Genomic DNA, 24969 nt, shown 5'->3' with positions numbered 1-24969 from the left:
CTTCCCCTTGATAATGTTGCGATTCCGAGGATAGTGGAATCGGTATCATGATGATAATTGTTTTTTGCGCTCTCTTTCAGATTGCAGCGCTTCAGGCGGGCGATTGGTGTGTTTCAGCCGCGCTGTAAGTGCCCGTTGGCAGGGTGAATGGTGAAATAACACGATGGCAATTGATCTCGACGATTGGCTGCGCGCGCTTGGAATGGAGCGCTACATCTCAGCGTTTCATGACCATGATGTGGATGGCAGCCTGTTGCCGACGATCACTGCAGAAGATCTCAGGGATATGGGGGTCGCGTCGGTTGGCCATCGCCGTCAGTTGCTGAACGCAATTGCTTTGCTCCGCAGTGGTCAGGCATCGGACCTGACAAACGGTCCATTTGCGGAAAAGGCGGATCGCAGTCACTCGGTCGCGCCGCAACAGCGGCGGCAGCTTTCAGTGGTGTTCACGGATCTTGTCGGCTCGACCCAACTGTCCGAACAATTGGATGCAGAAGAGCTTTCGACCCTGTTGACCAGCTACAAAAGCGCCGTGACCGAGATTGTCGAGGAATATGGCGGCTTTGTCGCGCAATATCTTGGTGATGGCGTTCTGGCCTATTTCGGCTGGCCGCAGGCCTATGATCATGACGCCGAACGGGCGATCCGATCGGGGCTGAGCATCGCCGATTCGATGCATTTTCTGGGGCGGCCGCATGGGGTCAAGCTGAATTGCCGCATTGGCATCGCAACGGGCAATGTCGTTGTCGGGGACCTGATCCGCAACTCGTATATCGAAGAGGATCAGGCCGTCGGGCGCGCGCCCAACCTGGCTGCCCGTATCCAGTTGATGGCAAAACCGGGCACCTTGGCGATTTCGGATGAAACCAAAAAGATCGTCGAAGGCAAATTCGATCTGACCGATCTGGGAAATCACAAATTGAAAGGCTTCCGGGGCGAGGTGCGTATCTGGCGCGTCGAAGGCGCAACGGACGGCCCCTCCCCCGATTTCAAGCGTCGGTCCAAAGAGAAGCTACCGATCATCAACCGCAAGGTTGAGCTGGGCCAGTTGGATAGCGCGTGGGAGCAGGTCGAGCAGGGCGTTCCGCGCTCGATGCTCATTTCCGGTGAGCCGGGGATCGGCAAGTCCCGACTGGTGGAAGAGTTCGTATCGCATGTGCTTGAGGCAGAGGGCGACGTTCTGCGCTTTCAATGCTCGCCCTTTCACACCAATGACGCCTTGTATCCGGTGCTGAACCAAATCTGGTCTATGGTTTTGGGCGGGGGGCAGCTTTCGGCCGGGGACACGGCCCAGCGGCTGGAACAGATTTTTTCGGCTACAACTCTGGATCCGAGCAAGACAGCCTCATTGGCGGATGCCTTGATGCAGTTTCGCGAACACGGGCGCGACACCACGCTGCCTCTTGATGCGCTGGGCCGGAAAGAGATGACGTTTCAGGCGCTGATTGCTCTGTTCGAATGGTATGTGCGCGACAAGAAAGTGCTGGTTGTCTTCGAGGACCTTCACTGGATCGACCCGACCACCAAAGAGCTATTGGGACGGCTGCTCGAGACGTTCAAAGATGAGCAGGTCATGGTACTGCTTACCTGCAGGCCCGCGTTTCAAACCGCGTGGGAGGTCAATTCCCGCGTCGAACTGACCCGGCTGTCCAACGAGGAAATCGGCGAGATTGCCGCACATGTCTACGATCTGAAACCAGTTCCGATGCCAGTGCTGGAATTGATCGCAGATCGGTCCGACGGGGTGCCGCTTTTTGCCGAAGAGCTTTCCAAGTCGTTCATTGAAACCGGGGTCTTTGACCGAACCGATGGGGGCGGCACCTCGATTGATGAGACGGCGGTACCGACCACGCTGAACGAGTTGTTGGTCGCCCGCCTTGATCGTCACCCCGAATCCCGCCGGATACTGCAGACGGCTGCGGCCATTGGTCGGGATTTTTCCTTCGACGTTCTGTCTGCCGTGATTGATGAATCCGATCATGCGCTGTCGGCTCATTTAAACACGTTGGTATCGGCGCAGATTATTGTTCCCGCCCCGGCTGCGGCTCGCAGATACTCATTCCGCCACGCCCTGATGCGCGATGCAGCGTATGAGACCATGCTGCGATCCGTGCGTGCAATGGTGCATGCGCGTATTGCGGCTGTACTTGGTGCGCGGTTTCGCAAAATCACGCCCGCTCATGTTCTCGGCAGCCATTGGGGGTTGTCCGGCAACCATGCGGAAGCGACTCGGTGCTTCCAACAAGCTGCGGAGCAGGCAAGTTCGCGCTATGCAAATACAGAGGCCACGGCCTATTTTAAATCCGCGTTGAACCATCTGGAACAGGTCACCCTTTCAGACGGGTTACACCCCGGCACCCTGCCGGAACGTGCCGATCTGCTGGAACAGCTTGGCACCGTCTTGACCTTGGTTCACGACCTTGACGGCGCGGTTGCGGCTTATCGTGAGGCCGTAGTGTTGGTTCAAGACAACCCGCGGAAAACTGCTCGGTTGCACCGTCTGACCGGCAATGCGTTGCAACAGGATCGCGCGGGATCACTGGCCGAACTTGCCGCCGCCGAGGCTGCGCTGGATCAAACCGCGTGGCGGGACGACGCCGAGCTGCTGCGAGAGTGGATCGACATCCAGCTTAATACGCTCAATGTTCACTACTGGAGCGGGGATGGCGAGGCGATGTCTCAACTGGCGGCCGGGCTTGCGCAGGATGTGGGCAGCATGACCGCAGAACAACGCGCCGAGTATTTCGATCAACTGGTGCTGCGTGACCTCAGAATGTCGCGCTATGATCCGACTGAAGACACGATTGGAACCGCATCGAACTATGTGTCTGCGGCTGAGGAAACCGGCAATCTCGCCATAGTTGCCTCGGCCCTGTTTATCCTTGGGTTCGTCAATCTGCACAGCATCCGCCTGCCTCAGGCACAGGAGGCGATGAGCGCAGGTTTGGAGGCCGCGCGCAAATCCGGTCACCGGAAGATCGAGGTGCGCTGCATGACCTATCTGTCGCTCGTCTACCGGCGCATGCACAACCCATCCGAGGCCACGCGCCTGTCTCATGAAAGCATTGCGCTGGCGCGGGAACTACAGATGCACGAATATATTGCATTGGCGACCGCCAACCTGTCGTGGGAGGCATGGCAGCGCAGCGCAGACAGTACCGCGTGCAAGCTGGCCCGCGACGCGATGGTTCAATTCGAGAAGACCTCGATCGCTTATCCGTTTGAATGGTCCGCGCTGTTGCCTTTGATTGCATCCAGCCAGACGCAGAAAGACCTGTCAGAAGTACCCAACCTGTGCGCCCGCCTTCTGGACAGCAGCCAGCAAAACCTGCCCGAGACGCTGCGCAATGTCGTGGCAGATATCGCCACCCTGACAGGCTCGGATGACATGCCCCTGATCAAACAGCGCATCGCTGCGTTGATCGACGCTGCACGCTATTCTGGGTTCCTCTAACACGGCCCATTGGCCCAAGACTGCCCCAGCCCGAGGGAAAGCTTGCGGCAACGGGTTCGATTTGCTGTAGTGAACGTGCCTGTATTGAGTGGAGGAGACATAATGTCCGAAAGCGATATTGAGAATTTTAGACACGACCTGATTATTGCAAGCGATGATGGCACAGTGCTGCATATCCCGCGTGAGGTCTGGGACAACAAAGCCTATCAGGTTGATCCCGAGAAGTACCAGAACGACAAGGGCTGGGCCTTGGTGCGAGAGCTTCTGGAATGTGGTGTGAACCTTGCCACCATCCCGCCCAAAGACTTCCTGCCGCCTGACAAGTTCGAACCCGAAGGGACCTGCTATCTGGTCAATATCGACGGGCTGAAACAGAGGCACAAATTCACACGCAGCTAGGATCAGCCCCTCTGACAGACATGGGGCAGGAGGGGGAAGACCAGCACCGAGCGCCTGCCCACGCGGTTCCGTCCGTACAGGTTCTGGACCGTGTCTTGCCCCATATGAAACGCCTTGGCGTCACCCGGCTGGCTGAACTGACCGGCCTGGATTGCATCGGCATTCCCGTCTACGCCGCGCATCGCCCGAATGCGCGGTCTCTGGCCGTGACGCAAGGCAAAGGCGCGACCGTCGCGGATGCAAAGGTTTCGGCCTTGATGGAGGCGGTCGAGCTCAGCTGCGCCGAAACTCCGGTTTTGCCCCTGCGTCTGGCATGCGCCGATGACTTGGCGAAGTCGGAAAAAGTGATTGATCTTGAGCGTCTGCCCAGGATCTCAGATCACCCCATTTCGCGCGGCAAACCCGTGCTTTGGGCCGAGGGAAAGGCGCTCTCAGATGATCATTCGGTCTGGGTCCCCTTTGAACTAGTCCACATGGATTACACGCTACCCCTGCAGCCCGGATTGGGGTGTTGTCTGATGTCGTCGACCGGCCTCGCCTCGGGCAGCAGCGTTGATGAGGCTACCTGTCAGGCTCTGGCCGAAACGCTGGAGCGTGATGCGGTGACTTTGTGGAAGCTCAACCCAAGCAACATGGCGTCCTGCCGGGTCGATCTGCACTCCGTCACAGACCCGACTTGCAAAGCGCTTCTTGACAGGTTTGACGCCGCAGGCGTGGCTTGCGCGATCTGGGACGTGACCTCGGACCTTGGAATTCCCGCATTCTTTGCAACAATCATCGACCGTCAGGATGACACGAGACGTGGCTTGCAGGCGGCCTCGGGGGCAGGGTGCCACCCTGCGCGGGGCATCGCCTTGTCTCGTGCCCTGACCGAAGCGGCGCAAAGTCGGCTGACCCTCATCTCAGGCGCGCGGGATGATCGCACGCGCGACTATTATGAAGCACGGCGTAATGCGGAAACGCTCTGGTCGCAGCGCGCCGAGATCGTTGAGGCGGACACGCCACACCGGTTCGATCGAGTGCCGTTTCATCAGGTCCGCTCCCCTCGTGATAGCCTTGACTGCATGCTGGCCGCGCTAGAACGGGCCGGGCTTGAGGTGCCGGTTGCAGTTGATCTTTCGGTTCCCGACCTGCCCGCAACGGTCATGCGGGTCATTGCGCCGGGGCTTGAAGGTACATCCTACGCGCCCGGATACCGCCCCGGAGCGCGCGCGCGGAAGGTGTCATGAGCCAAGGTGACATCGTCCTCTTTGCCGGTCCTTCCCTGCCGCGCCGGTGTGACGTGGAAGACCGGTTGCCGATCCGGCGTCTTGGGCCTGCGGCGCAGGGCGATCTGCTGAAGGCAGCGCTTGCTCGCCCGCGTGCCATCATCCTGCTGGATGGCTATTTCGAGGCCTTGCCTGCCGTCTACCACAAGGAAATCCTGTGGGCCTTGTCCGAAGGCATCCCCGTCTATGGTGCCGCCTCGATCGGTGCTCTGCGCGCGTGTGAGCTTGGCAGTTTTGGCATGGTCGGGGTCGGTGAGATCTTTGACGCGTTCGCCCAATTCCGGCTTGAAGCTGATGATGAGGTCGCCCTGATCCATGCGCCTGAAGAGGTCGGTTTTGCCAACCTTTCCGAGCCACTGGTGAACATCCGCTGGACACTGGATGCCGCTGTCGCCGCGCAGGTTGTTGAGCGGCAGTTGGCGGATGCCCTTGTCGCAGCCGCCCGTCGCAGGTTTTATCCCGATCGCAGCTTTGACAGCCTCTTGGAAGACTGTGCAGCTTTGGACCCGGTCGCCGCAGACCGCCTTGAGGCATGGCTTCCCGAGGGTCGAATTGATCAGAAAAACCGCGATGCACAGGCCTGTTTGAAGCGTGTGGAGAACGACTGGCGGAACGATACGCTTCCCGCCGCGCCAGCGTTCGAGTTCCGGCATACGGATGCGTTCGAAACCCTTCTGACAGGCGTGCTGTCTCATAACCCGCTGAATGATCCTGAGGTCCTTGCGCGATGCATGACCGCCTCCGGTGATCGGTTCGACGCGCTGCGCCTTGCCGCAGAGATCGACGCGCTGGCTCTTGCGCTGGACCAGCACTCCGGGCAACCCGTTCCGGGCGAAGACCTTGTGCTTGCAGTATCAGAGTTTCGGCAGCGGCACGGCCTGCTTGATCAGCAGGCGCTGCAGCACTGGCTGAGTCGAAACGGCGTGGATATCGACGCCCTGTCCCGCAAGTTGGAGGAAAGCGCGCGGATCGCCCGTGCGCGGCAACAGATTGAGCCCCACCTGAACGACCGTATGCGAGACTTGCTCGTCTTTGCACAGGGGTCGTCACAACCTGCGGACAAAGGCTAGCGCTGACGCCGTTTTCGTTCGACCTTACGCTTGATCTTGTCCTTCTTGCGCTTGGTGCTGACCGACTTGCGTCTGGTTGCGCGTCCCTTCGGCCCGCGTCCTCGGGGCAGGGCCTGATCGTCAATGGAGAGTAACTCCAATTCCAAGCCGCCCGTGACCGGTGTCGCCTCGGTCAATCGCACAGTGACACGTTGGCCTATTGCTATGATCAGACCGGTATCCGAGCCCATGAGGGTTCCCGCTTCGCGGTCGAAATGGAAGAACTCACGCCCCAGCGATCGGACAGGCACCAGCCCGTCCGCGCCGGTTTCGTCCATCTTCACGAAGGCCCCGAAGCGCGCGATTCCGCTGATCCGGCCCTTGAACTCATTGCCCACACGTTCGCTGAGATAGGCCGCCAAATAGCGGTCAGTCGTGTCGCGTTCAGCCATCATCGAGCGTCGCTCAGTGTCCGAGATATGGGTCGCGGTTTCGTCAAGCCGGGCGATTTCATCCTCGGTCAGACCGTCATCACCCCAGCCATGGCCCGAGATCAGCGCGCGGTGGACGATCAGGTCAGCATAGCGACGAATGGGCGAGGTGAAATGTGCATAGTTCCGTAATGCCAACCCGAAATGACCGAAGTTTTCGGGATTGTAATAGGCCTGCGCCATCGACCGCAGGGTCGTCAGGTTGATCAGTTCCGCATCCTCGGTACCCGCAGCCGCATTCAGCAGGGCGTTCAGGTGACGGGTTTGCAGAACCTGACCCTTGGCAAGGTTCAGGCCAGCGGCTTGGGCCGTTTCGCGCAAGCTTTCCAGCTTTTCAGGCGCGGGTTCTTCGTGGACGCGGAACAACAGTGGCCGACGTTTCGCAATCAGCGCTTCAGCTGCGGCGACGTTGGCAAGGATCATGAACTCTTCGATCAGCTTATGCGCGTCCAAACGGTCGCGGAAGGCGACGCTGGTGACCTCGCCCGTATCGGACAGAACAATCTTGCGTTCCGGTAGGTCCAGCTCCAGCGGTTGCCGCGCCGCGCGCGCGGTTTTAAGCGCGGTATAGGCGGCGTAGAGCGGCTTCAGAACCGTCTCCAACAACGGTCCCGTGCGGTCATTGGGGGAGCCGTCGATGGCCTCCTGCACCTCAGCATAGTGCAGCGACGCGGCCGAGCGCATCAAACCTCGCACGAAGCGATGGCCGATCTTGTTGCCCTCGGCGTCGATTTGCATCCGCACGGCGATACAGGCCCGCGGGACACCTTCGTGCAGGGAACACAGATCACCTGACAGGCGATCCGGCAGCATCGGCACGACGCGATCCGGGAAATAGCTGGAGTTGCCACGCTTGCGCGCCTCGCGGTCCAGTGCGGTGCCGGGCTGTACATAGGCGGCGACGTCGGCAATTGCGACCCAGATCACATGGCCGCGGGGGTTCTTGGGGTCGTCATCGGCATGAGCATAGCAGGCGTCATCATGGTCGCGCGCATCCGAGGGGTCGATGGTCAGCAGCGGCATGTCCCGCAAGTCTTCGCGACCCTTCAGACCAACGGGTTTGGCCTTGTCAGCTTCGGCGATGACCTTGTCGGGAAAATCGTCGGGGATGCCATGTTGATGGATCGCGATCAGCGACACAGCCTTTGGCGCGGACGGGTCGCCCAAACGTTCGACAATGCGGGCGCGGGGCAGGCCCATGCGAGATTTGGGTCCGGCCTGTTCGGCCTCGACCAGTTCACCGTCTTTGGCCCCATGCACCGCGCCTTCGGGCACTTGCCATTCGGTCTGGCTGGCCTTGTCGATGGGCACGATCCGCCCGCCTTCGGCCCCTTTGCGGAACAGACCTACGATCTTGCGCGGGTTGGTCCCGATGCGGCGGATCAGGCGGGCCTCGTAATTGTGGTCTTCTTCCTGCACCACAGTCAGACGGGCCAGAATCCGGTCGCCTTCGCCCAACGCGGGATCGCTGGCGCGGGTGATCAGGAGGACAATCGGCTCAACCCCTTCCCCATGCCATTCCAATGGCCGCGCGAACAGGTCGCCATCCTCATTGGGGGCCTTCACCTGCAGCACACTGACCGGAGGTAGGCGATCCGGGTCGCGGTAACTGCGCTTGCGCTTTTCCAGATGCCCTTCGGCCTCAAGCTCTTTGAGGATGCGTTTCAGATCAATCCGATCCGCGCCCTTGATGCCAAAGGCCTTTGCGATATCGCGTTTCGAGGTCAGGGTGGGGTTCGCCGAGATCCAATCCAGGACCTCTTGCTTGGTGGGGATGCGAGTCATGGGTTTGGCCTAGCACGGTGGTGAGACGGCGTCATGACTAAAATCGCAGCCCCCTGACCCAGTCAGGCGAAGTAGTCTTTCAGGATGCGGGTATAGATCGCCTTGAGCTGCTTGATCTGAGCTACCTCGACGCATTCGTCCACCTGATGCATAGTCCGCCCGACCAGCCCGAACTCGACCACCGGGCAGTGGTTCTTGACAAACCGCGCGTCGGACGTGCCGCCCGTTGTCGACAGCTCGGGCGTGATGCCAGTCTCGGCTTCGACGGCTTTTGACACCAGATCGGAAAGCGTGCCCGGAGGGGTCAGAAAGCTTTCGCCCGAGATCTTGATCCGTGTCTCAATCTCAACGCCGAAATCCTGCGCCACCTGATCGGCCTGCTGCAGCAACCAATCGCTAAGGGCAGCCCCGGAATGCAGGTCGTTAAAGCGGATATTCACCGCCCCGCTGCATTGCGCCGGGATCACGTTGGTCGCGGCATTGCCAGTGTCGATTGTCACTACGGCCAGCGTAGAGGCATCGAAGTGATCGCTTCCCTGATCCAACTCGTGACTGGCGAGCCGATCCATTAACCGCGCCATCGCCGGCAGAGGGTTCTTCGCCCGATGCGGATAGGCCGAATGCCCCTGCACCCCGGTCACTGTAAACCAAGCGGTCATTGAGCCGCGACGACCGATCTTGATCATCTCGCCCATACGGTTGGGACAGGTTGGCTCGCCCACCAGACAGACCGACATCCGCTCGTGCGATTGATCCATATAGTCCAGCAGGGCCGTCGTGCCGTCCAGCGCGTCGCCTTCCTCATCCCCGGTAATGGTCAGGATGATGGCCCCATCGGGTGGGGTATCGCGGACGAAATCAATAGCTGCGGCTGCAAAGGCCGCGACCCCGGATTTCATGTCGTTTGTGCCGCGTCCGAACATGACGCCGTCATGCACCTCGGCTCCGAATGGTGGCTTGGTCCATGCGGCCTCATCGCCTACCGGAACAACATCGGTATGGCCATTGAAGCCAAAACTGCGCGGATGCCCTTTGCCCCCCCAACGAGCGAACAGGTTGCTGATGCCGCCACGATCCACCCGCGTGCAGTCAAACCCCGCATCTGACAGCAGATTTTCCAACAAGACCAAAGCCCCCCCTTCAACGGGTGTGACCGATGGGCAACGGATCAAATCCGCTGTCAATTGAACTGCGTCCGTCATTTCGGGCCTCGGGGTTGGGTTTTCGTTCAGGTTACCGCACAGATTCAACGAATTGGCCGGATTGCCAACCCCAATCCGCCAGATTCCCCCGGTAATTCCCACAATGTGTCGAGTTGAGACGCCAATAAAACATGGTGCTTTACCCTGCGGTGACCTTGCTGTTTTGACCTCAATCGCGCTACAGGGCGGCGAAACAGGTAATTTGACCATGAAACGCGCCTTTTACGCATTGATCAGCCTGACTTTCGCCGTTCTCGCACAGCAAAGCCTGGCCCAAACCTTGAACGTCACCACGGTGACCCGCCCACCGTTTTCCTATGTCGAGGACGGTGCCGAGGCTGGTTTTTCCATGGATCTGCTAGCAGCGCTCGCCGAGTCGCTGGAGTGGGAGTATTCCGTCACCCGGGTCGAGGCCTTCGGTGACATGCTGGGGGCTGTGCAGGATGGAACGGCGGATCTGGCGATCGCAAATATCTCGATCACCGCGCTGCGCGAGACGCAGATGGATTTCAGCCAGCCGATCTTCGAGGCCGGGTTGCAGATCATGGTGCCCTCGGATTCGGCACGCAAGCCGTCGCTGCTGCAGGCGCTGCTGTCGGCTGAGCTGTTCTTTGCCATCGGCTTGGCCTTTGCCATCCTTCTTGGGGGCGGCATGCTGATGTGGGGGTTCGAACGTCGCGCGCAGCCCTATTTCGATCGGAAATTGAACGAGGCTTGGTTTCCATCCTTCTGGTGGGCACTGAATCTGGTCGTCAACGGCGGCTTTGAAGAGAGGATGCCCCGCACGCCCTTTGGCCGGATTTTGGGCGTCATACTGGTGGTGTCGTCCCTGTTCATCGTCTCGGTCTTCACCGCCCGTATCACCAGTGTCATGACTGTGGATGCGATCACCGGAAATGTGAACTCGGTCAATGACCTTTACGGCAAGAATGTCGGCACGATCGAGGGATCGACGGCGGCCAGTTTCCTCAACCGGCGCGAGATCGAATACGTCGCCTACCCCGGGCTTGATGAAATGTTGGAGGCTTTCAAGGCCGAAGACTTGAATGCCGTCGTATTCGACGCCCCGGTCCTGTCCTATTTCGCCGCCCATGAGGGTCGCCGTATCGCCACGATGACCGGAGGGATCTTCCTGCGCGAAAACTACGGCATAGCCTTCCCGACGGGATCACCCTTGGTGGAAGAGGTCAATCAGGCGCTGCTGGCTTTGCGCGAAGACGGTACCTATGACGAGATTTACCGTAAATGGTTCGGGTCGCGAAACTAAGGGGCAGGCCTCTGGTTTCACAGGGACAGCCAACTGAGCGGACCAGCTGAAACGCTTCAATTATCGCCTATGGACATCAGTGGTGCGGGTGGAGGGACTTGAACCCCCACGCCTTGCGGCGCCAGAACCTAAATCTGGTGCGTCTACCAATTTCGCCACACCCGCAACCGGACGCTTACGCGTCGAACTGGAGCGCTGGATAGCAAAGCTTTTCCTCCAGCGCGAGGGGTAAAATCCACCCAATGGCAAGTTTTTGCACTTGAACAAAACGCCATTGCGATTCGCTGGTATTTGCCAAGCGCTGCGGTATAGTCCGCCAACGTTGCCAATTTGCAGACTATGCGGTTTGTCGCGAGATAGATGTTTTTGAAGGACAACCCCGTACACGTAGGGGTTGAGGCATTCTTATGAATCGCGCGCCTTAATGGCGCCACATTTGAAACGCCAAAATATCTTATTCGCGTCAAAATAACACCGCCTTGAACGGGCTTCTTGGTCGCGTAGGAGTTAATGAGTCTTTTCTGCCACTTAGGCGCCCTTACGAGTTTTTTTGCTCAACTCCAGTCTCGAGGTTCTTTGCTGTGACCGATCCGAACAACTCCGCTGCCCACGAGCAGGATGCCGTCATCTTTGCACGTGAGAGTTTTCTGGGTGAACTCAAAACCCTGAACCGTGACTACCCCAATACCGGCTTTGGAATTTCACTGCGCACCCATTCGGGTCAGCACTATCTGCTGGCAAACGCGCGGATGCCGCTGCCCGCCAGCAAATCTGATGGCTTTCCGACCGGGCGTCGCGTTGCCTGCCTTGAAAACGGCGACCGCTTCAGCTCGATCGAGGTTCTGGCAGATTCCGAAGGCTACGAAACCATTACACCACGGGCCGAGGCCGAGATTCTGGGCAACGCCCTGAACCTTATTGCCCGTATCGACACCCTGACCGGGATCCCGGCTCAAGGCGCGGATCACGCGCACCGGATCGCGGCAACAGGAACCGGAGGCTAAACATGGCGCGCAATGACCACCTTTTGTCTGTGGGCAACGAAGCTCTGATGCCGATGACGTCGGCGATGACGTCGTTGACATCGCAGATCGACCAACTGACAGAGGTGGCGGATGCGCGCTCCTCGGCGCGTCTGGCGACGCTCAAAACGCGGATGGAGAACTTCACCGCCAGCGTGACGATGGTGGGGCAGGTCAAGGCCGGCAAGTCCTCGATCGTGAATATTCTGGCGGGCCGTCCTGCGCTGCTGCCTTCTGACGTCAACCCGTGGACCTCGGTGGTCACGACGCTGAACATCAATACGCGTCCGCCGGGCGACACCAAGTCCAAGTTCACTTTCTTCGAGCAGGAAGAATGGGACAACCTGATGGTGGGTGGTGGTCGTCTGGGCGAGCTGGCCAACCGCGCCGGTGCAGATGACGAAATGGACGATATCCGCCGCCAGATCGGTGAGATGAAGGCCAAATCAGAAGAACGTCTTGGCAAGCATTTCGACCTGATTCTGGGTCAAAGTCACCAGTACGACTATTTCGACGAAGAGCTGATCCAGCGCTACGTCTGTCTGGGCGATGAGGAAGATCCGGATATCGACCCCAAGACCGGACGGTTCGCCGATGTGACGAAGTCGGCCGAGCTCTACATGGACATCCCGCAATACCCGATTGCGCTGAAGCTCTGCGATACACCCGGTGTGAACGATACCTTCATGGTGCGCGAGCAGATCACGCTGCGCAGCCTGCGCGGGTCCGAGGTTTGTGTTGTCGTGCTGGCTGCAAGTCAGGCGCTGACCACAATGGATATGGCGCTGATGCGGATCATCGCTCAGTTCGAAAACCGTCAGATCGTCCTGTTCGTGAACCGAATTGACGAGCTGGCTGATCCGGTGAACCAGGTGCCCGAGATCCGCGACCGGATTCTGGACACACTGAAACAGAACAATATCGACGCCAACACGAGTGTTGTCTTCGGCAGCGCCCTCTGGGCCGAGGCGGCCTTGACCGGCAACCCGGATATTCTGACCGAGGAATCGCGCGAAACCCTGAACACCTTCTACCTTGCCGCAGGGTTCGGGGATCAGGCACCGTCGCTCGACAAGATTTGGGCGCTTTCGGGCTTGCCTGACTTGCTATTGGCAATGAACGAACGTATCGCCGAAGGGGCAGGGGCCAGGTTACTGGACCGCGTGCGCCACCGGGCGCGCAACATTGCCAGCCAGATTCGCGCCACCGCAGTTGCAAAGACTTTGTCCGGGGGTGAGGGTGTCGTCCGCGATCTTGACGGCGCGTCGCCTGAAGATGCGATTGCCGCTGTTTCCGCCGAGTATGACAAAAAGGCCGCCGACCTGACCGCCAAGCTGCGCGACAAGGTGCTGGAGCGTTTGAACTCGGCCGAAACGAGCTTTGTCAAAAGGGCCACGGACTCTCTGATTTCGCATCTGGAACAGAATGGTGAACAGGGTACGTGGCAGTATGACCCTGCAGGTCTGCGGACGCTGCAAAAAGCGGCGTATTTTAGTTTTGCCCGTTCGATGCGCAAAGAAGCCGGCGCGCTTTATTCGGCTGCGGCGGCGGATGTCGAGGCGCTCTATCATAAACTGCTTGGCAATCATCTGGGTGAATTCAACATCGAAGCCCCGATTGTGCCCCGTGTACCGCCCCCGCTGGGGATCGGTCGCACCATCGCGCTGGACCTGCAAAGCACATGGTGGCGGCGCTGGTGGCAGCGGCGTAAAGGTTTTGAAGCTTATGCATCTGACTATACCCGCCTGATCGCGTCCGAGGCGAACTCGATCACCAAAGATATCGAGGAAAATCAGGTTGCCGCCGTACTTGAAAACGTGCGGGCCGTCCTGACCGATTTCCTGCGTGAGCAAAAGGAAACCCTGCTGAATATCTCAGCAACGGCCGAGAAGGATGCAGGGCAGAATCCGGCGCTGATGGCGGGTCTGCAATTGCAGAAATCCCGTGATGAGATTCTGGGTAGCATCCTCAAAGATCTAAGCAACGAAGCGGCGTAAGTAGAAAAATGGCAAAAGACATCCAAAACCGTTTCATCACCCCCAAGGCATGGGAGCGTATCGAGCAGTGGTCGCGCCGTAAGCCGGTTTTCGCCCTTATGGGCGAGTTCAGCGCCGGTAAATCGACGCTTATGAATTTTCTGCTGCGCAAGCAGGCCTTGCCGACGCAAGTCACAGCAACCCAGCTGCCGCCGGTTTGGTTCAGCTATGGCAACCGCTCAGCTTACGTCAAACGCCATGATGGCAGCACCGAAGATATCTCGCTGGATCAGCTTGAGAGTGTGGGTGTCAATGACGCGCAGTTCATCCGAATTTTCCTTGAGGCTGATATTCTTGAGGCGGTGGATCTGATCGACACGCCTGGTATCTCGGACCCCAAAATCTCGACCGATGTTTGGCAGCGCGCTGTCGGGCAGGCTAATGGCGTTCTGTGGTGTACACATGCGACACAGGCCTGGCGGGAAACTGAACGTGCGACATGGGTCTCTCTGCCCGAACGGTTGCAGCACAATTCGATCCTGCTGATTACGCGCGCCGACGCGCTGGGCCAGAAGGACCGCCAAAAAGTTCTGCGGCGGGTCAACCGCGAGGCCGGGCATCTGTTTAACCGTTCGATCCTGTTTTCCGCCCGCGACGCGATTACCGCGCGTGACAAGACCGGCGACCCCGAGATGTGGGCGCGCAGCGGTGGCGGCAAGATGATCGACTGCTTCCTTGGGATCACCGAGCAGATCATGGACACCCGCGCCGGCCATCTGTCGCGGTACCAAATTGACAAGAGCCAGTCTGACGGCCCGCTGGTGCGCCCGACCCGGCCCAAGCGCAAGGATGAGACCGCTGAGGTCGCGCCGCTGCAGCTGGTGGATCCGGTTCCTTCGGAGACCCCGGAGGTGGCAGATCAGGACAGTGGCGTGGTCACCAATTTCCCAGTGCGCCCGTCCCGCGTCGAACGCCGCTCGGACGAGGTAGAGCGGGAGCGGATCAATGCGGACGAGGCCGAGCGCCTGCGCGCCGAAATGGTCCCGACGCCGGACCCTCAACCCGCCGAGACGGAAGAGGACCAGCTGCGCGCCCAGTTCAGAGAAGAGCCCAAAAACCCGCTGGACCTGTCCTCTTTCGCTGACACCGAGGCGGATCTGGACGTGTTCGAATTCTCAGGCGCAGAAGACGAAGATGAGAATGTCTTTGCCGAAGAGGAGGATACGCCTAGCTCGGCCAATGACGTGGTTGAGGCAGCGCCGGAGGCTGAGGAATCCGAAGACCTTCTGGTTTCGCTCAACAAGACCTTGTCCAACACACCCGAGGCTGCGCCGACAGAGATCGCCGAAGACCAGTCTGATGCGCCCGGGATCGAGGTTTCGGTCTCGTCGATCACGGCTTTGATGGCGGAACAGTCGGGCAGCGATGACGACGACTTTGAACCGGAGCCCGAAACTAACGGTCTGGTCGAAGTGCGTCTGATGCCGCAGCCCGAACCGGAAGAGGTTGAGGAAGATGCAAACGAGGGGCTGCTGGACATCCCCGCAGGCGAGCTTCCCAGCGCAGCCGCAATGTGGCGAGAGCTTGCCGCCGCTGGGGATCTGCCAACCGATGCCGAGGGGCTTACACGCGCGTTCTTGGCCTTCCTGGCCGAGTTCGACCAGATTGCCCACGAACACATCGAAACTCAGGCCAAAGAGGCGATCAGGTCCATTCCCAAAGCCGGGGAACACAGAGGGGCAGAATGGCATGTTCTATAGCCGACGCCGACAAGACACGAAGAAGGTCAGGGTTTAGATGTCTATTCAAGTTGCTCTGACCGCGGCGATGGAGACCATACCCGACTGCGTCGCAGCCGGGTATGTCGACATGGAGACGGGGATGTTGTTGGGCACCAGCGTCAAGGACCCTGATGCCTCAGACGTGCTGGACACGCTGGCTTTGGCCGCGGCAAACCTGTTTCAAGGGCGCGGGGTGGTGGCTTTTGAAACCATGCTGCGCGAGGCAGGCGGGGACGCTTCTGAAACACCGGGATTTGGGGAAATCGCGGTGTTTTCCGGCGACAGGTTGATCATTTTCCAGCGGACCCGGGAATATCCCGAACATGTGGTCTGCTACATCTGCAGCAACAGCGCGAATGTAGGGTTGGCGCTTACCAAATCACATCTCAGCTTAGGGCCGGTTGCGGCCGCAGTCTGAACGGGACCAGAGGGGGTCACGGTATGATGGATACGAACATACTCGACATGCTCGACAATATCGGGCGGTCCTCGGTTGCACGTTTGTCGCGCTCTGTCGCGGTCGAGGGCGAGACCTCGGTTGCGCGCCGAGCGGGTGTTCTGCGCGCAATTCGCGGTACCGTTCTGCCGCGCCGGTTGGAGTTCACCGCGGCCAACGGCGACGTGCTGGCGATCGAGGTTAGCAATGCTCGCGTGACCGATGTGTTCCGCGTGCGGTCGGGTATGGTGCCGGATTTTGAAACCGAACCACGCGAAGGGCTGATCGGCAAACTTGCGCAGCTGGTGTCGGACATCGCCGACGCGCCCGCGCCGCTGGAATTTGTCTCGCTAAAACCCGACGCCGAGCTTGAGGCCGATGACGTCGGTGTCACGCTTGGCGAAATCGAAACGGCCTGCGCCCGGATTGAACTCCCGGCGGAGCCGATTGTTTCGGTGGTACCGGATATTGAAGAGCCTGCGCTTCAGACAACGGATGCCACCTCTGCCGCGCGGGGGTTCTTTGACAGTGCCGAGCGTTTCGCGCAGGCGCGTGGCCTGATCGACGGAGGTGATCCTCAGTTCGAAGGAGACGCCGCACTGCGCCCGGATGCCGGTCTTCTGGCGCGTTTCATGGCGGATCTGACCGGATGGAACGATGATAACCAGTCCGAGCTGCAGCAACCTCAACTGATTGTCATGCGTCCTTCGGGGGGCAAGGGGGCCGCCGTGGCGGTGGTGCAGGATCAAGGTCAGACCGCTATTGCCGTCCATGACGCGCGCAAGCTGGGTGCCGTTGTTGGCCTGTGGACCAAACTTTCCGGGGGTGACTCATGAGCGCCTCCCGATCCTTCAAATTTTCCATCAATTCAAACCAGTGTTTCTTGTTGCCAGGGTAAAAAGTTATGAGTGAAACCAGTCGCCGCGAGCTTATTCGCGTTGCCGAAGACATGAACGAGACGAGTAACGACGAAACCCGTCAGTTCATCTCGCGCATTGTCGGAGACCTTTCGGGGTTGAAACCGTCGATCGCCTTTGTCGGGCAGATCAAGGCGGGAAAATCGCGTTTGATCAACGGCTTCACGGGGCAGGCCGAATACCTGCCCTCGGATGTGAACCCGTGGACGACGGTGATCACCGATATGCATTTCGGCCATCCTTCGGGCCGGACCGACGGGGCAGAGTTCCACTTCTTCGACAACCACCAGTGGCAGGCTCTGATCGCCGAGGGTGAAGAGCTGCGCAACATGTTCCCTGATGAAGAGGACAGCTATAAGCGCGAGATGATCGAAGAGCAGGTCGAGGCGATGAAAACCCGCGCCCGTCTGCGTCTTGGCGACAGTTACGAACAATTGTTGGGTCAGCACCACGATCTGGAAGACCTGAACTCGGACGATCTGGCCCGCTATGTCTGCGCGGGCGATGATCCGAGCGATAGCGAAACCCACGATCCCGGCTCGGATCGGGGGCTCTACAGCGATATCACCCGTAAGGCCGAGGTCTATTTTGACATCGGCCATTTCCCGTTTCCACTGACCGTTACCGACACGCCGGGCGTCAACGACCCGCTGCTGATCCGCGAGGAAATCTCGCGCCAGTACCTAAAGGAATCCGATTTCTTTGTGGTGGTTCTGTCTGCGCATCAGGCCTTGTCGCGGGCTGACCTGAAGCTGTTCCGCCTGATGCAGGCGCTGGAACTGGGTCAGATCGTCGTCTTCATCAACCGCGTGGATGAGCTGGGCGGCGGGGCCGAGGATGCAGGCAAGGTTCGCAGTGATGTTCTGGATGGTCTGGAGCAGGCGCTGGGGAATTCGGACATTGACGTGCTGATGGGCAGTGCCCAATGGGCGCATTATGCGCTGACCGGGGATGAGACCGGCGTCAATCACGATGACGTTCTGGCCTGGCTGCGTGCCCACCCCGAGCAGATGAAACAGTATCTGGACGGTGTGGAAGAGATCAAGCAAGGTCCCGGCCCAATCAGCCGCGAAGGCGTGCTGCGCTTTGCCGCCATGATCGCCTCGGGCCTGCCGGATCTGCGGCGGCATGTGACGCAGGCCTTGGCCGACGGCCCTCGCAGCGAACAGCTACGGATGGCGTGGCAACATCTGAACAGTTTCGCGCAAGGCGAATTGGAACGGTCGCAGGCCGAGCTGCGCGCGCTGGAGTCCGAGGATGGCTCGGCCACAGTCGATCTGGACGAAAACAACAAGACGCTTGGTGAACTCAGGGCGCTTGTCGCCGACAAAACCGAGGTGATGACGCGCGATATGGATGACGTGCTGGCCAATCTGCGTGGCGTCATGGATGACACGGTGGCCGAGGCGGTCTCGGCCGTGGTGCGTGGCCCGGATGGCAATTCGCCTCTGTTGGCCAAAGGCGCTGAGACCGAGCTGAACTTTACCCCTCTACGCGACCGGATGCGCGAGTTGATCCAGGGGGCCACGCAGGTCGTCCGCCAGCGCATGCTGAGCGAGCTTTACGCGATCGACATGCAGGCCAACGCGGCCCTGCGCGCCTTGCCCGGATGGCAGGACCCGGTCGACAACCGCATGAACACCAGCGCGGTGCGGTGGTTCCGTCCGGACACCACAGCTCTTACTCGCGGTATTACGGTGGAGTTGCGGGTGAACTGGCTGTCGCGCCTGATTTCGCGCAAAAGCGTCGTCACGCGCGCAGAGCGGATGATCGTGCAGGAATTCGAACTGATCGGGGATGATCTGATCGACACGGCTCGCGAAAACATGATGGAGCGGCTGAAAACGGTTCTGGACCACTATGTGGCGCTGTTGGGCGGCTATCTTGAACACCGGACCGGATCGGGTGAAACTAATGCTCAGGCCGAAGCGCAGGATGCGTTCGATCGGGCCCGTCGCATCGCCGATGAACTGGAAACGGTGTTCGGCCCGGTGCGCGCGGATGAAGGACAAGCAAAGGCAGCGGAATGATCGAATTTCCCGGAACCGAACAGGACGTCAGACAGCTTGAGCGCTTTCTGAACGCAACCGAATCCCTGCCAAAGGATTCGGCGCTGGAGGATATGCGCGCGAAGGCTTTGGCCCATGCCGAGCGTCTGTCCAATGCGGTCAATATCGGTTTTGCCGGGGAATTCGGGGCGGGCAAATCCAGCCTCGCCAATATGCTGGCCGGGGCGGACATCCTGCCTACCGGCCCACAGCATCTGAAGCTGCCGCTCGTGATCGTCGCCTACGCGGACGCACCGGAAACCACCGTCGGCTGGTGGGACAAGGAGCCCAAGACTTACTCGGGGATTGTGCTTGAGAAAGCGGCTGAGGATAAGCCGGACTTCATCTCCGTCGGGTTGAACACGCCCGCGCTGCGCGAGATATCCCTGTTCGATCTGCCCGGCTCGGGCGCGTTGGATGAGACTTACAAGCCAACGCTCGACCTGCTGCGTTTTGTGGACTGCGCCATCTGGTGTACCAACGGCACAAACGCCTGGCGCGAGACCGAACGTCATCTCTGGACACAGGTCCCGCAGGAATTGCGCGACAACAGTCTGCTGGCCGTTACCCATACCGATTTGCCTCACGTCCGTGATGCACTGGACCGTGTGCTTGCCCGGTTGAACAAGGAAAAAACAGGCCTTTTCAACGCCGTGGTTCCAATCGGTACACCTGTCGCCGTGAAAGCTATGGCGCAAGAGCCTGAACCAGATTTTGATCTGTGGGAAAACTGCGGCGGTCAGAATCTAGCCGAGAAGGTGCTCGAGGCGGCTTCCGCTCGTCGGATGCATGACCTGAACGCAGCCCGAAAAGACATCGCCGAGCTGTTCCAGCCATTTCTGGAAACTCTCGCTGGCCCCGAGTCAGAGCCGGAGACCGAGAGCCCTTCGGTTCAAGCTGCGCTCGGATCGGCCCTGCCACCGTTGAACAACCCGATCCTCGAAGACTGGCTGGCCGCGATTGCCAGCATCTATGAGGACCTGCGTGAATCCTCGGATATCGAACCGGCCGCGTTTCTGCAGAGCTGTCAGGAAATCGTCGAGGACTTTGCCGAACGTCTGGAACAGGGCGGTGAAATCGACCCCGATGCGGACTGGATTCCCGGTGAATTCGAAAAGGCCACCGACCTTCTGCTGCTGCTGCAATTCGAAAGCGGCGACGCGCCTTTGCGCGATGCCATCAGCATTCTGGCGCAGCTGAGCGACAACCTCGCCTGGGCTGGTAGCACTGTGGCGACCGAACAGTCCAAGACCGGAACCTGACGCTCTCCACCTGGAATTGAGCTGCACTGCGGCGATTCGAAGCCTGTCCAAAACGATTCCCTATTGTTTCGAATTCGTAGACCAACCGCGTGTTTTGGACGGTTCAGTTTTCGAATCATATATGTGAATTTACCACATATATGATTGCAATATGGGATCAACACTATATGTTGATTTAGGGGAAATACGATCCATAGTGAAGCCATGAGGCGGCCCCAATAAAGTCAAATTTGAAACGTCTAACCGGACTTAAGTGTCCTGCGGTTGTTTTTGGTTATGAGTTCGCGGGCTGATCGCCCAGTTTTCTGTACCGCGATTTGAGAAATACGGGCGGATAGAAATGAGCCATAACCAGGCTGTCGGTGCATCGCACGACGAACCAAAAATTGAAGGTCTGCAACCCGGAGCCAAGCTCCTGCGGGGGCAGTATGAAATCCTGAGCTATCTCAGCAATGGCGGCTTCGGAATCACCTATCTGGCCCGTGACAGCCTGGAGCGGGATGTGGTGATCAAAGAGTGTTTCCCCGGCGCGCTCTGCCGTCGCGATGGTGACTTGGTTGAAGCCGCTGATCCGTCCTACTCTGAAGATCTGCGCGCGATTGTGGACCTCTTCATTCAGGAAGCACGCAACCACGCGCGGCTGGTGCATCCCAACATCGTCGACGTTCATCAGGTGTTTGAGGACAACAACACCGCCTATATCGCTATGGACCTGATCCGCGGATGCGACCTGCTGGACTACATGGACAAGCCCGATAACGAAAGCGGCCCTGACTTCATCGTGCAGGTGACAGAAAAGATGCTGTCGGCGGTCTCGTTCATCCACCAGAGCGGCATGCTGCACCGGGACATTTCCCCTGACAACATCCTGATCGACGAGAATGGCGATCCGGTTCTGATCGACTTTGGTGCGGCACGCGAGCAGGCGGCGAACAAGTCGGCGGCGCTGTTGACGCTGCGGGTGATCAAGGATGGCTACTCGCCCCATGAATTCTATGTGCGCGGAGCTGAGCAAGGCCCCAGCAGTGACCTCTATGTGCTGGCGGCAACGCTGTATCACGCGATCAGCGGAGAGCGTCCGATTGACGGTCAAAGCCGCCTGAACGCGTTCAATAACGGTCAGGAAGATCCGTATACCCCGCTGACCGGTCGGTTCGAAGGCTATCCCGAGGGATTCCTGGAAGCGATCGACAAGGCGATGGAAGTTCACGCCACCGACCGTCTGCAATCGGCGCTGGACTGGCTGCGCATGTTCCGCGGCCCGGGAGTGATGTTCGATACATTCGCCTATCGTCCGGTCTCGGTCATCGTTGGTATGGACCGTGAAGACAAAGAGGCCGAGAAAGCTAGGATCAAGGCAGAAAGCGAAAATGCCGAGGCGGTTGTGACCGCTTTGTTGGCGGGCAATTCCGATATTGTCATGGGCAATGAGGACAAGGCCGAAGAGGATCTGTCCAAGCTCTCGCCCCGCGAGGAACCGGCGGTTGCCGTTGATACGGTTGTCAAAAGCGGATCGAGCGGCAATGGCAAGCTGTTGGCAGGCGTGGCTGTTGTGGCCATCGCATTGGCCGCAGGTGGGTATGTGATGATGTCCGGTGAAGCGGACAAGGTTGAGACCGCGGCGGCGGCCCCTGCGACGGAAGCGGCGGAACCCGCCACCGCAGCGGTGGCAACCGAAACAGCGGCCGTCGAACCGGCCCAAACGGAAGAGCCTTCACAGGAACTGGAACAAGTCAGCGCTGCAGTGCAGCCTGTCGAGCAGGAGCCGGTTGAAACTGCGGAGACGGTTGCCACAGAAGCAGCCCCCGCAGAAACGGTGATCGAAGAAGCAACGCCCGAAGAAACCGCTTCTGCGCTCGAAGAAACCGCAGCCGCGCCCGAAGAAACCGCGCCTGAGGCTGAGGCCCCGGCAGCTCCGGTCAATCTGGCAGAGGCTCAGGTTGCGTTCTCGCATTGGGATGTTGAGGTTCCGTTTGACACGTCCCGCCGTCGCGCCTCGACCGGCAATATGTTCTCGATCACGGGCGTGGATGCCAATCAGGACATGTCGGTGATCGGCGACTGGGTTCAGCGCGGGGCCACCATCTTTACTTTGAACGGCAAGCCGGTACGCGATGATGCCTCGTTTGCGGCACAGGTGCTTGAGAACCTGCAGGTGGATCCCGACGGGTATCTGCGCGTGGCTGCGCGCTACCGTCCTCTGGGTGAGACACGAGCGCAGAACGGATTGCTGGCGCTGCCTGCATTCCGCACGATCGGGTTGGAAAACGGCTACGGCTTTAGCGTCAACGGCAATGGGGCCGGTGGCTGGCAGACAGTGGTGACTGACGTGCCCGAAGGCGCGTCGGGCAGCTTGCAAACTGGGGATGTTCTGGTCAGCGAGGCCGAAACGGGTCTTGCGTTCGAAGGACCGGAAAGCCTCGATGCGGTGTTGGCGGAACTGGTGTCGGGCGAACAGCCTCAGGCGCGGTTTGCGGTATTGCGCAACGGTGCAGATGCCAACGCAACCATGCCTCTTGCGCAGGAGTGATCAGACCGGTTCGAACGTAATCTGCCAGCGTGTGTTTGCTGAGGGTGGCCCCCGAAAGACAGCCACCCTGACGGGATCCGGCCCGACGCAGAAAGGTAAAAAGTTTCCTGGTTTCAAGATTAAAGACTGCAGCGCGGACAGACGCGGTGCGGGTAGCGAAACGGCACAGAATTGCGTGCCAACAAGTTGAAGGTGTCGACACCATGTTCAAATACAAAAGCCCTCTCAGCCGGCTTCTAGAAGGTGCCGGCAAAGCCAAAGAAGAAGAAACGACCGAGGCAGCAACCCCGGCTGAGGAAAAGCCCGAACCGATTGCGGATTTCAACGCGCTGCGCGCGGCGCTGGGCGGTGGCAATCTGGCCTCTGAGGCGTATGAAGAGAATTATGACGAAGAGGATGAGCTGACCGCCGAAGGTGAGATGCCCGAGTTTTCAGATGCCGAAGACGTGGCCGAGGACATCGAGGAAGAGACTTCGATCTTCGCAGAAGAGGCTCCGGTGACCGAAGAGGTGGCCGAGGAAGTGGCGTTTGATGAGGCGGATGCCGATGAGCAGATCGTAACCTTGCATCTGTCCGAAGACGAGCGGGTCGAAGTGCCGGTTCAGGATGACGTCGACGTGGCTGAGCCCGAAGTGATCGAACCGGTCGCGGTCGAGCCTACTCCGGAAGCAACCTCGGCTCCGGTCGAGCCTGAGATCGAAGTTCAGGAACCGGTGGCGGAAGCCGCCGAACCGCAGCCTGAACCGCAGCCCGAACCCGAGGTGCAGGCCACAGCGGTTGAGCCGACACCGACACCAGCGCCGACTCCGGCCCCAGCCCCAGCCGAGGACCGCCGTTCGCGTGTTAAGACCACTTTCCTGGGTTTCGAACGCGCAGATACCCACGTTCAGGACCTGATCGAAACCGCCGAGCCGGTGGCTAAGACCGAAGCCGCGCAAGAGACCTTCCCGGTGGGTTGGCTGGTTGTCACCCAAGGCCCCGGCCGTGGGTCGAGCATCACCCTCACGGAAGGTCTGATGCAGATCGGTCGCAATGATGATCAGGCCATCCAGCTGGATTTCGGCGACACCGGCATCTCGCGCAGCAACCATGCCGTGATTGCCTATGACCCTGAAGATCGCAAATGCTATCTGGGTCATGGCGGCAAGGCCAATCTGGTGCGCCTGAATGGCAAGCCGGTCCTCAGCACCGTGGCGCTGTCCAATGGCGACCTGATCCGCATCAGCGAAACCTCGATCCGTTTCATGGCCTTCTGTGACGAAGGTTTTGATTGGCGGGATTCCTGATAGATGCTCGCGACTCCGGCATATGACGTTGCGCTGATCCTGAGTCAGGGTCAGCGGGACACGCAGGAGGATGCTATCGCTGCGCGTATGTTCGACGCGGCGGATGCAGGCTATGTGGTGATTGCCGACGGTATGGGCGGGCATGAGGCCGGTGAGGTCGCCTCAAGCCTCGTGGTTGCCGCCTGGCGCGAGGCGTTGGACGCCGAGCTGGAAAGCGACACTCTGTCGGAACGCGCGGCGATAGATGCGCTGCCTTTGGCGGCCATGCAGGCCAACGCGCTGATTTCGAACCGCAATGAAGAACAGGGCGATGGCTGCAACATGGGGTCCACCTTGCTGGGCACCTTGCTGTTGGGGCAGCGTTTGTTCTGGATTTCGATTGGCGACAGCCCGCTCTACCTGTTTCGGGACGGCGGGCTGATGCAGATCAATGAAGACCATTCAATGGCGCCGATGATCGACGCGCAGGTCGCCGACGGCACGCTGACCGAAGCGCAGGCGCGGTCTCATCCGGACCGCAATCAGCTGACCTCGGTCATCATGGGCGGTGCGATTCCCAAAGTGGATTGCCCAGAAGATCCGCTGGCAATGACGGCTGCAGATATCCTCATCCTCGGCAGTGATGGCCTGCAGACCCTGACGGATGACGAGCTTCAGGCGGTCGTAGGCAGCCACGCGCAGGCATTGGCGCAAGAAATCGCAGAGGCACTGCAGCAGGCGGTGCTGGCGAAGAACAACCCTGATCAAGACAACCTCTCAATCGCAGTCGTGAAACTTGCGAAACAATAATAAGGCA

Annotated in this window: 17 protein-coding genes and 1 tRNA gene; 15 read left to right on the top strand and 3 right to left on the bottom strand. The window is 59.6% G+C overall.

Going from position 1 to position 24969, the window contains the following annotated elements:
- Window positions 1–163 precede the first annotated feature (163 nt).
- From ACRZ95_RS08885 to ACRZ95_RS08870, 4 genes are all read left to right on the top strand, one after another.
- Window positions 164–3454, top strand: coding sequence for an adenylate/guanylate cyclase domain-containing protein (locus ACRZ95_RS08885; RefSeq protein ID WP_170678149.1), 3291 nt, complete (start codon window positions 164–166; stop codon window positions 3452–3454).
- 102 nt (window positions 3455–3556) lie between these two features.
- A complete protein-coding gene (locus ACRZ95_RS08880) occupies window positions 3557–3853 on the top strand; it encodes a hypothetical protein (RefSeq protein WP_419739375.1) in 297 nt (98 codons plus the stop codon).
- 20 nt (window positions 3854–3873) lie between these two features.
- Window positions 3874–5082: a YcaO-like family protein gene (locus ACRZ95_RS08875; RefSeq protein ID WP_480554815.1), complete on the top strand. Its 1209-nt coding sequence runs from the start codon at window positions 3874–3876 to the stop codon at window positions 5080–5082.
- Window positions 5079–6191, top strand: a complete 1113-nt coding sequence (locus ACRZ95_RS08870) for a TfuA-like protein (protein WP_170678145.1) — start codon at window positions 5079–5081, stop codon at window positions 6189–6191. Before ACRZ95_RS08875 ends, ACRZ95_RS08870 begins: the two co-directional genes overlap by 4 nt.
- On the opposite strand, the gene rnr is transcribed toward ACRZ95_RS08870, so the two are convergent.
- Both rnr and dapE read right to left on the bottom strand, forming a co-directional pair.
- Window positions 6188–8446, bottom strand: a complete 2259-nt coding sequence (gene rnr, locus ACRZ95_RS08865; RefSeq protein WP_170642576.1) for a ribonuclease R — start codon at window positions 8444–8446, stop codon at window positions 6188–6190. The genes ACRZ95_RS08870 and rnr overlap by 4 nt on opposite strands.
- A 62-nt stretch (window positions 8447–8508) precedes the next feature.
- Window positions 8509–9648 (bottom strand): succinyl-diaminopimelate desuccinylase, encoded by a 1140-nt coding sequence (gene dapE / locus ACRZ95_RS08860; RefSeq protein ID WP_170678143.1) that lies wholly within the window; start codon window positions 9646–9648, stop codon window positions 8509–8511.
- Window positions 9649–9856: 208 nt separating this feature from the next.
- Between dapE and ACRZ95_RS08855 the strand changes: the two genes are divergently transcribed.
- Window positions 9857–10915, top strand: coding sequence for a transporter substrate-binding domain-containing protein (locus ACRZ95_RS08855; RefSeq protein ID WP_170678141.1), 1059 nt, complete (start codon window positions 9857–9859; stop codon window positions 10913–10915).
- Window positions 10916–10995: 80 nt separating this feature from the next.
- Here ACRZ95_RS08855 and ACRZ95_RS08850 read toward each other — a convergent pair.
- Window positions 10996–11080: transfer RNA gene (locus tag ACRZ95_RS08850), tRNA-Leu, on the bottom strand.
- 416 nt (window positions 11081–11496) lie between these two features.
- On the opposite strand from ACRZ95_RS08850, the gene ACRZ95_RS08845 reads away from it, so the two are divergent.
- The 10 genes from ACRZ95_RS08845 (at window position 11497) to ACRZ95_RS08800 (ending at window position 24962) form a co-directional block, all read left to right on the top strand.
- Window positions 11497–11919: a hypothetical protein gene (locus tag ACRZ95_RS08845; protein ID WP_170459901.1), complete on the top strand. Its 423-nt coding sequence runs from the start codon at window positions 11497–11499 to the stop codon at window positions 11917–11919.
- 2 nt (window positions 11920–11921) lie between these two features.
- Window positions 11922–13934, top strand: coding sequence for a dynamin family protein (locus ACRZ95_RS08840; RefSeq protein WP_170678139.1), 2013 nt, complete (start codon window positions 11922–11924; stop codon window positions 13932–13934).
- Window positions 13935–13942: 8 nt separating this feature from the next.
- Window positions 13943–15673, top strand: coding sequence for a dynamin family protein (locus tag ACRZ95_RS08835; RefSeq protein ID WP_480554812.1), 1731 nt, complete (start codon window positions 13943–13945; stop codon window positions 15671–15673).
- A gap of 37 nt (window positions 15674–15710) precedes the next feature.
- Window positions 15711–16112 carry a hypothetical protein gene (locus tag ACRZ95_RS08830; protein ID WP_170678135.1) on the top strand — a complete coding sequence of 134 codons (402 nt, stop codon included), beginning with the start codon at window positions 15711–15713 and terminating at the stop codon, window positions 16110–16112.
- A gap of 23 nt (window positions 16113–16135) precedes the next feature.
- Window positions 16136–16966 carry a hypothetical protein gene (locus tag ACRZ95_RS08825; RefSeq protein WP_170678133.1) on the top strand — a complete coding sequence of 277 codons (831 nt, stop codon included), beginning with the start codon at window positions 16136–16138 and terminating at the stop codon, window positions 16964–16966.
- A gap of 68 nt (window positions 16967–17034) precedes the next feature.
- Complete coding sequence (locus ACRZ95_RS08820) at window positions 17035–19077, top strand: dynamin family protein (RefSeq protein WP_170678131.1); 2043 nt, start codon at window positions 17035–17037, stop codon at window positions 19075–19077.
- The gene (locus tag ACRZ95_RS08815) at window positions 19074–20357 is read left to right on the top strand and encodes a dynamin family protein (protein WP_170678129.1); all 1284 of its coding nucleotides are present in this window, start codon (window positions 19074–19076) and stop codon (window positions 20355–20357) included. The genes ACRZ95_RS08820 and ACRZ95_RS08815 overlap by 4 nt, the downstream gene beginning before the upstream one ends.
- Before the next feature lie 340 nt (window positions 20358–20697).
- Window positions 20698–22887, top strand: a complete 2190-nt coding sequence (locus ACRZ95_RS08810) for a serine/threonine-protein kinase (protein ID WP_170678127.1) — start codon at window positions 20698–20700, stop codon at window positions 22885–22887.
- 203 nt (window positions 22888–23090) lie between these two features.
- Complete coding sequence (locus tag ACRZ95_RS08805; protein ID WP_170678125.1) at window positions 23091–24173, top strand: FHA domain-containing protein; 1083 nt, start codon at window positions 23091–23093, stop codon at window positions 24171–24173.
- 3 nt (window positions 24174–24176) lie between these two features.
- Window positions 24177–24962 (top strand): protein phosphatase 2C domain-containing protein, encoded by a 786-nt coding sequence (locus ACRZ95_RS08800; RefSeq protein WP_170678123.1) that lies wholly within the window; start codon window positions 24177–24179, stop codon window positions 24960–24962.
- Window positions 24963–24969: the final 7 nt, after the last annotated feature.

The organism is Ruegeria sp. AI3 (genome assembly GCF_056541245.1).
The sequence above is the reverse complement of the archived record's forward strand: the minus strand, read 5'-3'. Positions and strand labels throughout refer to the sequence as shown.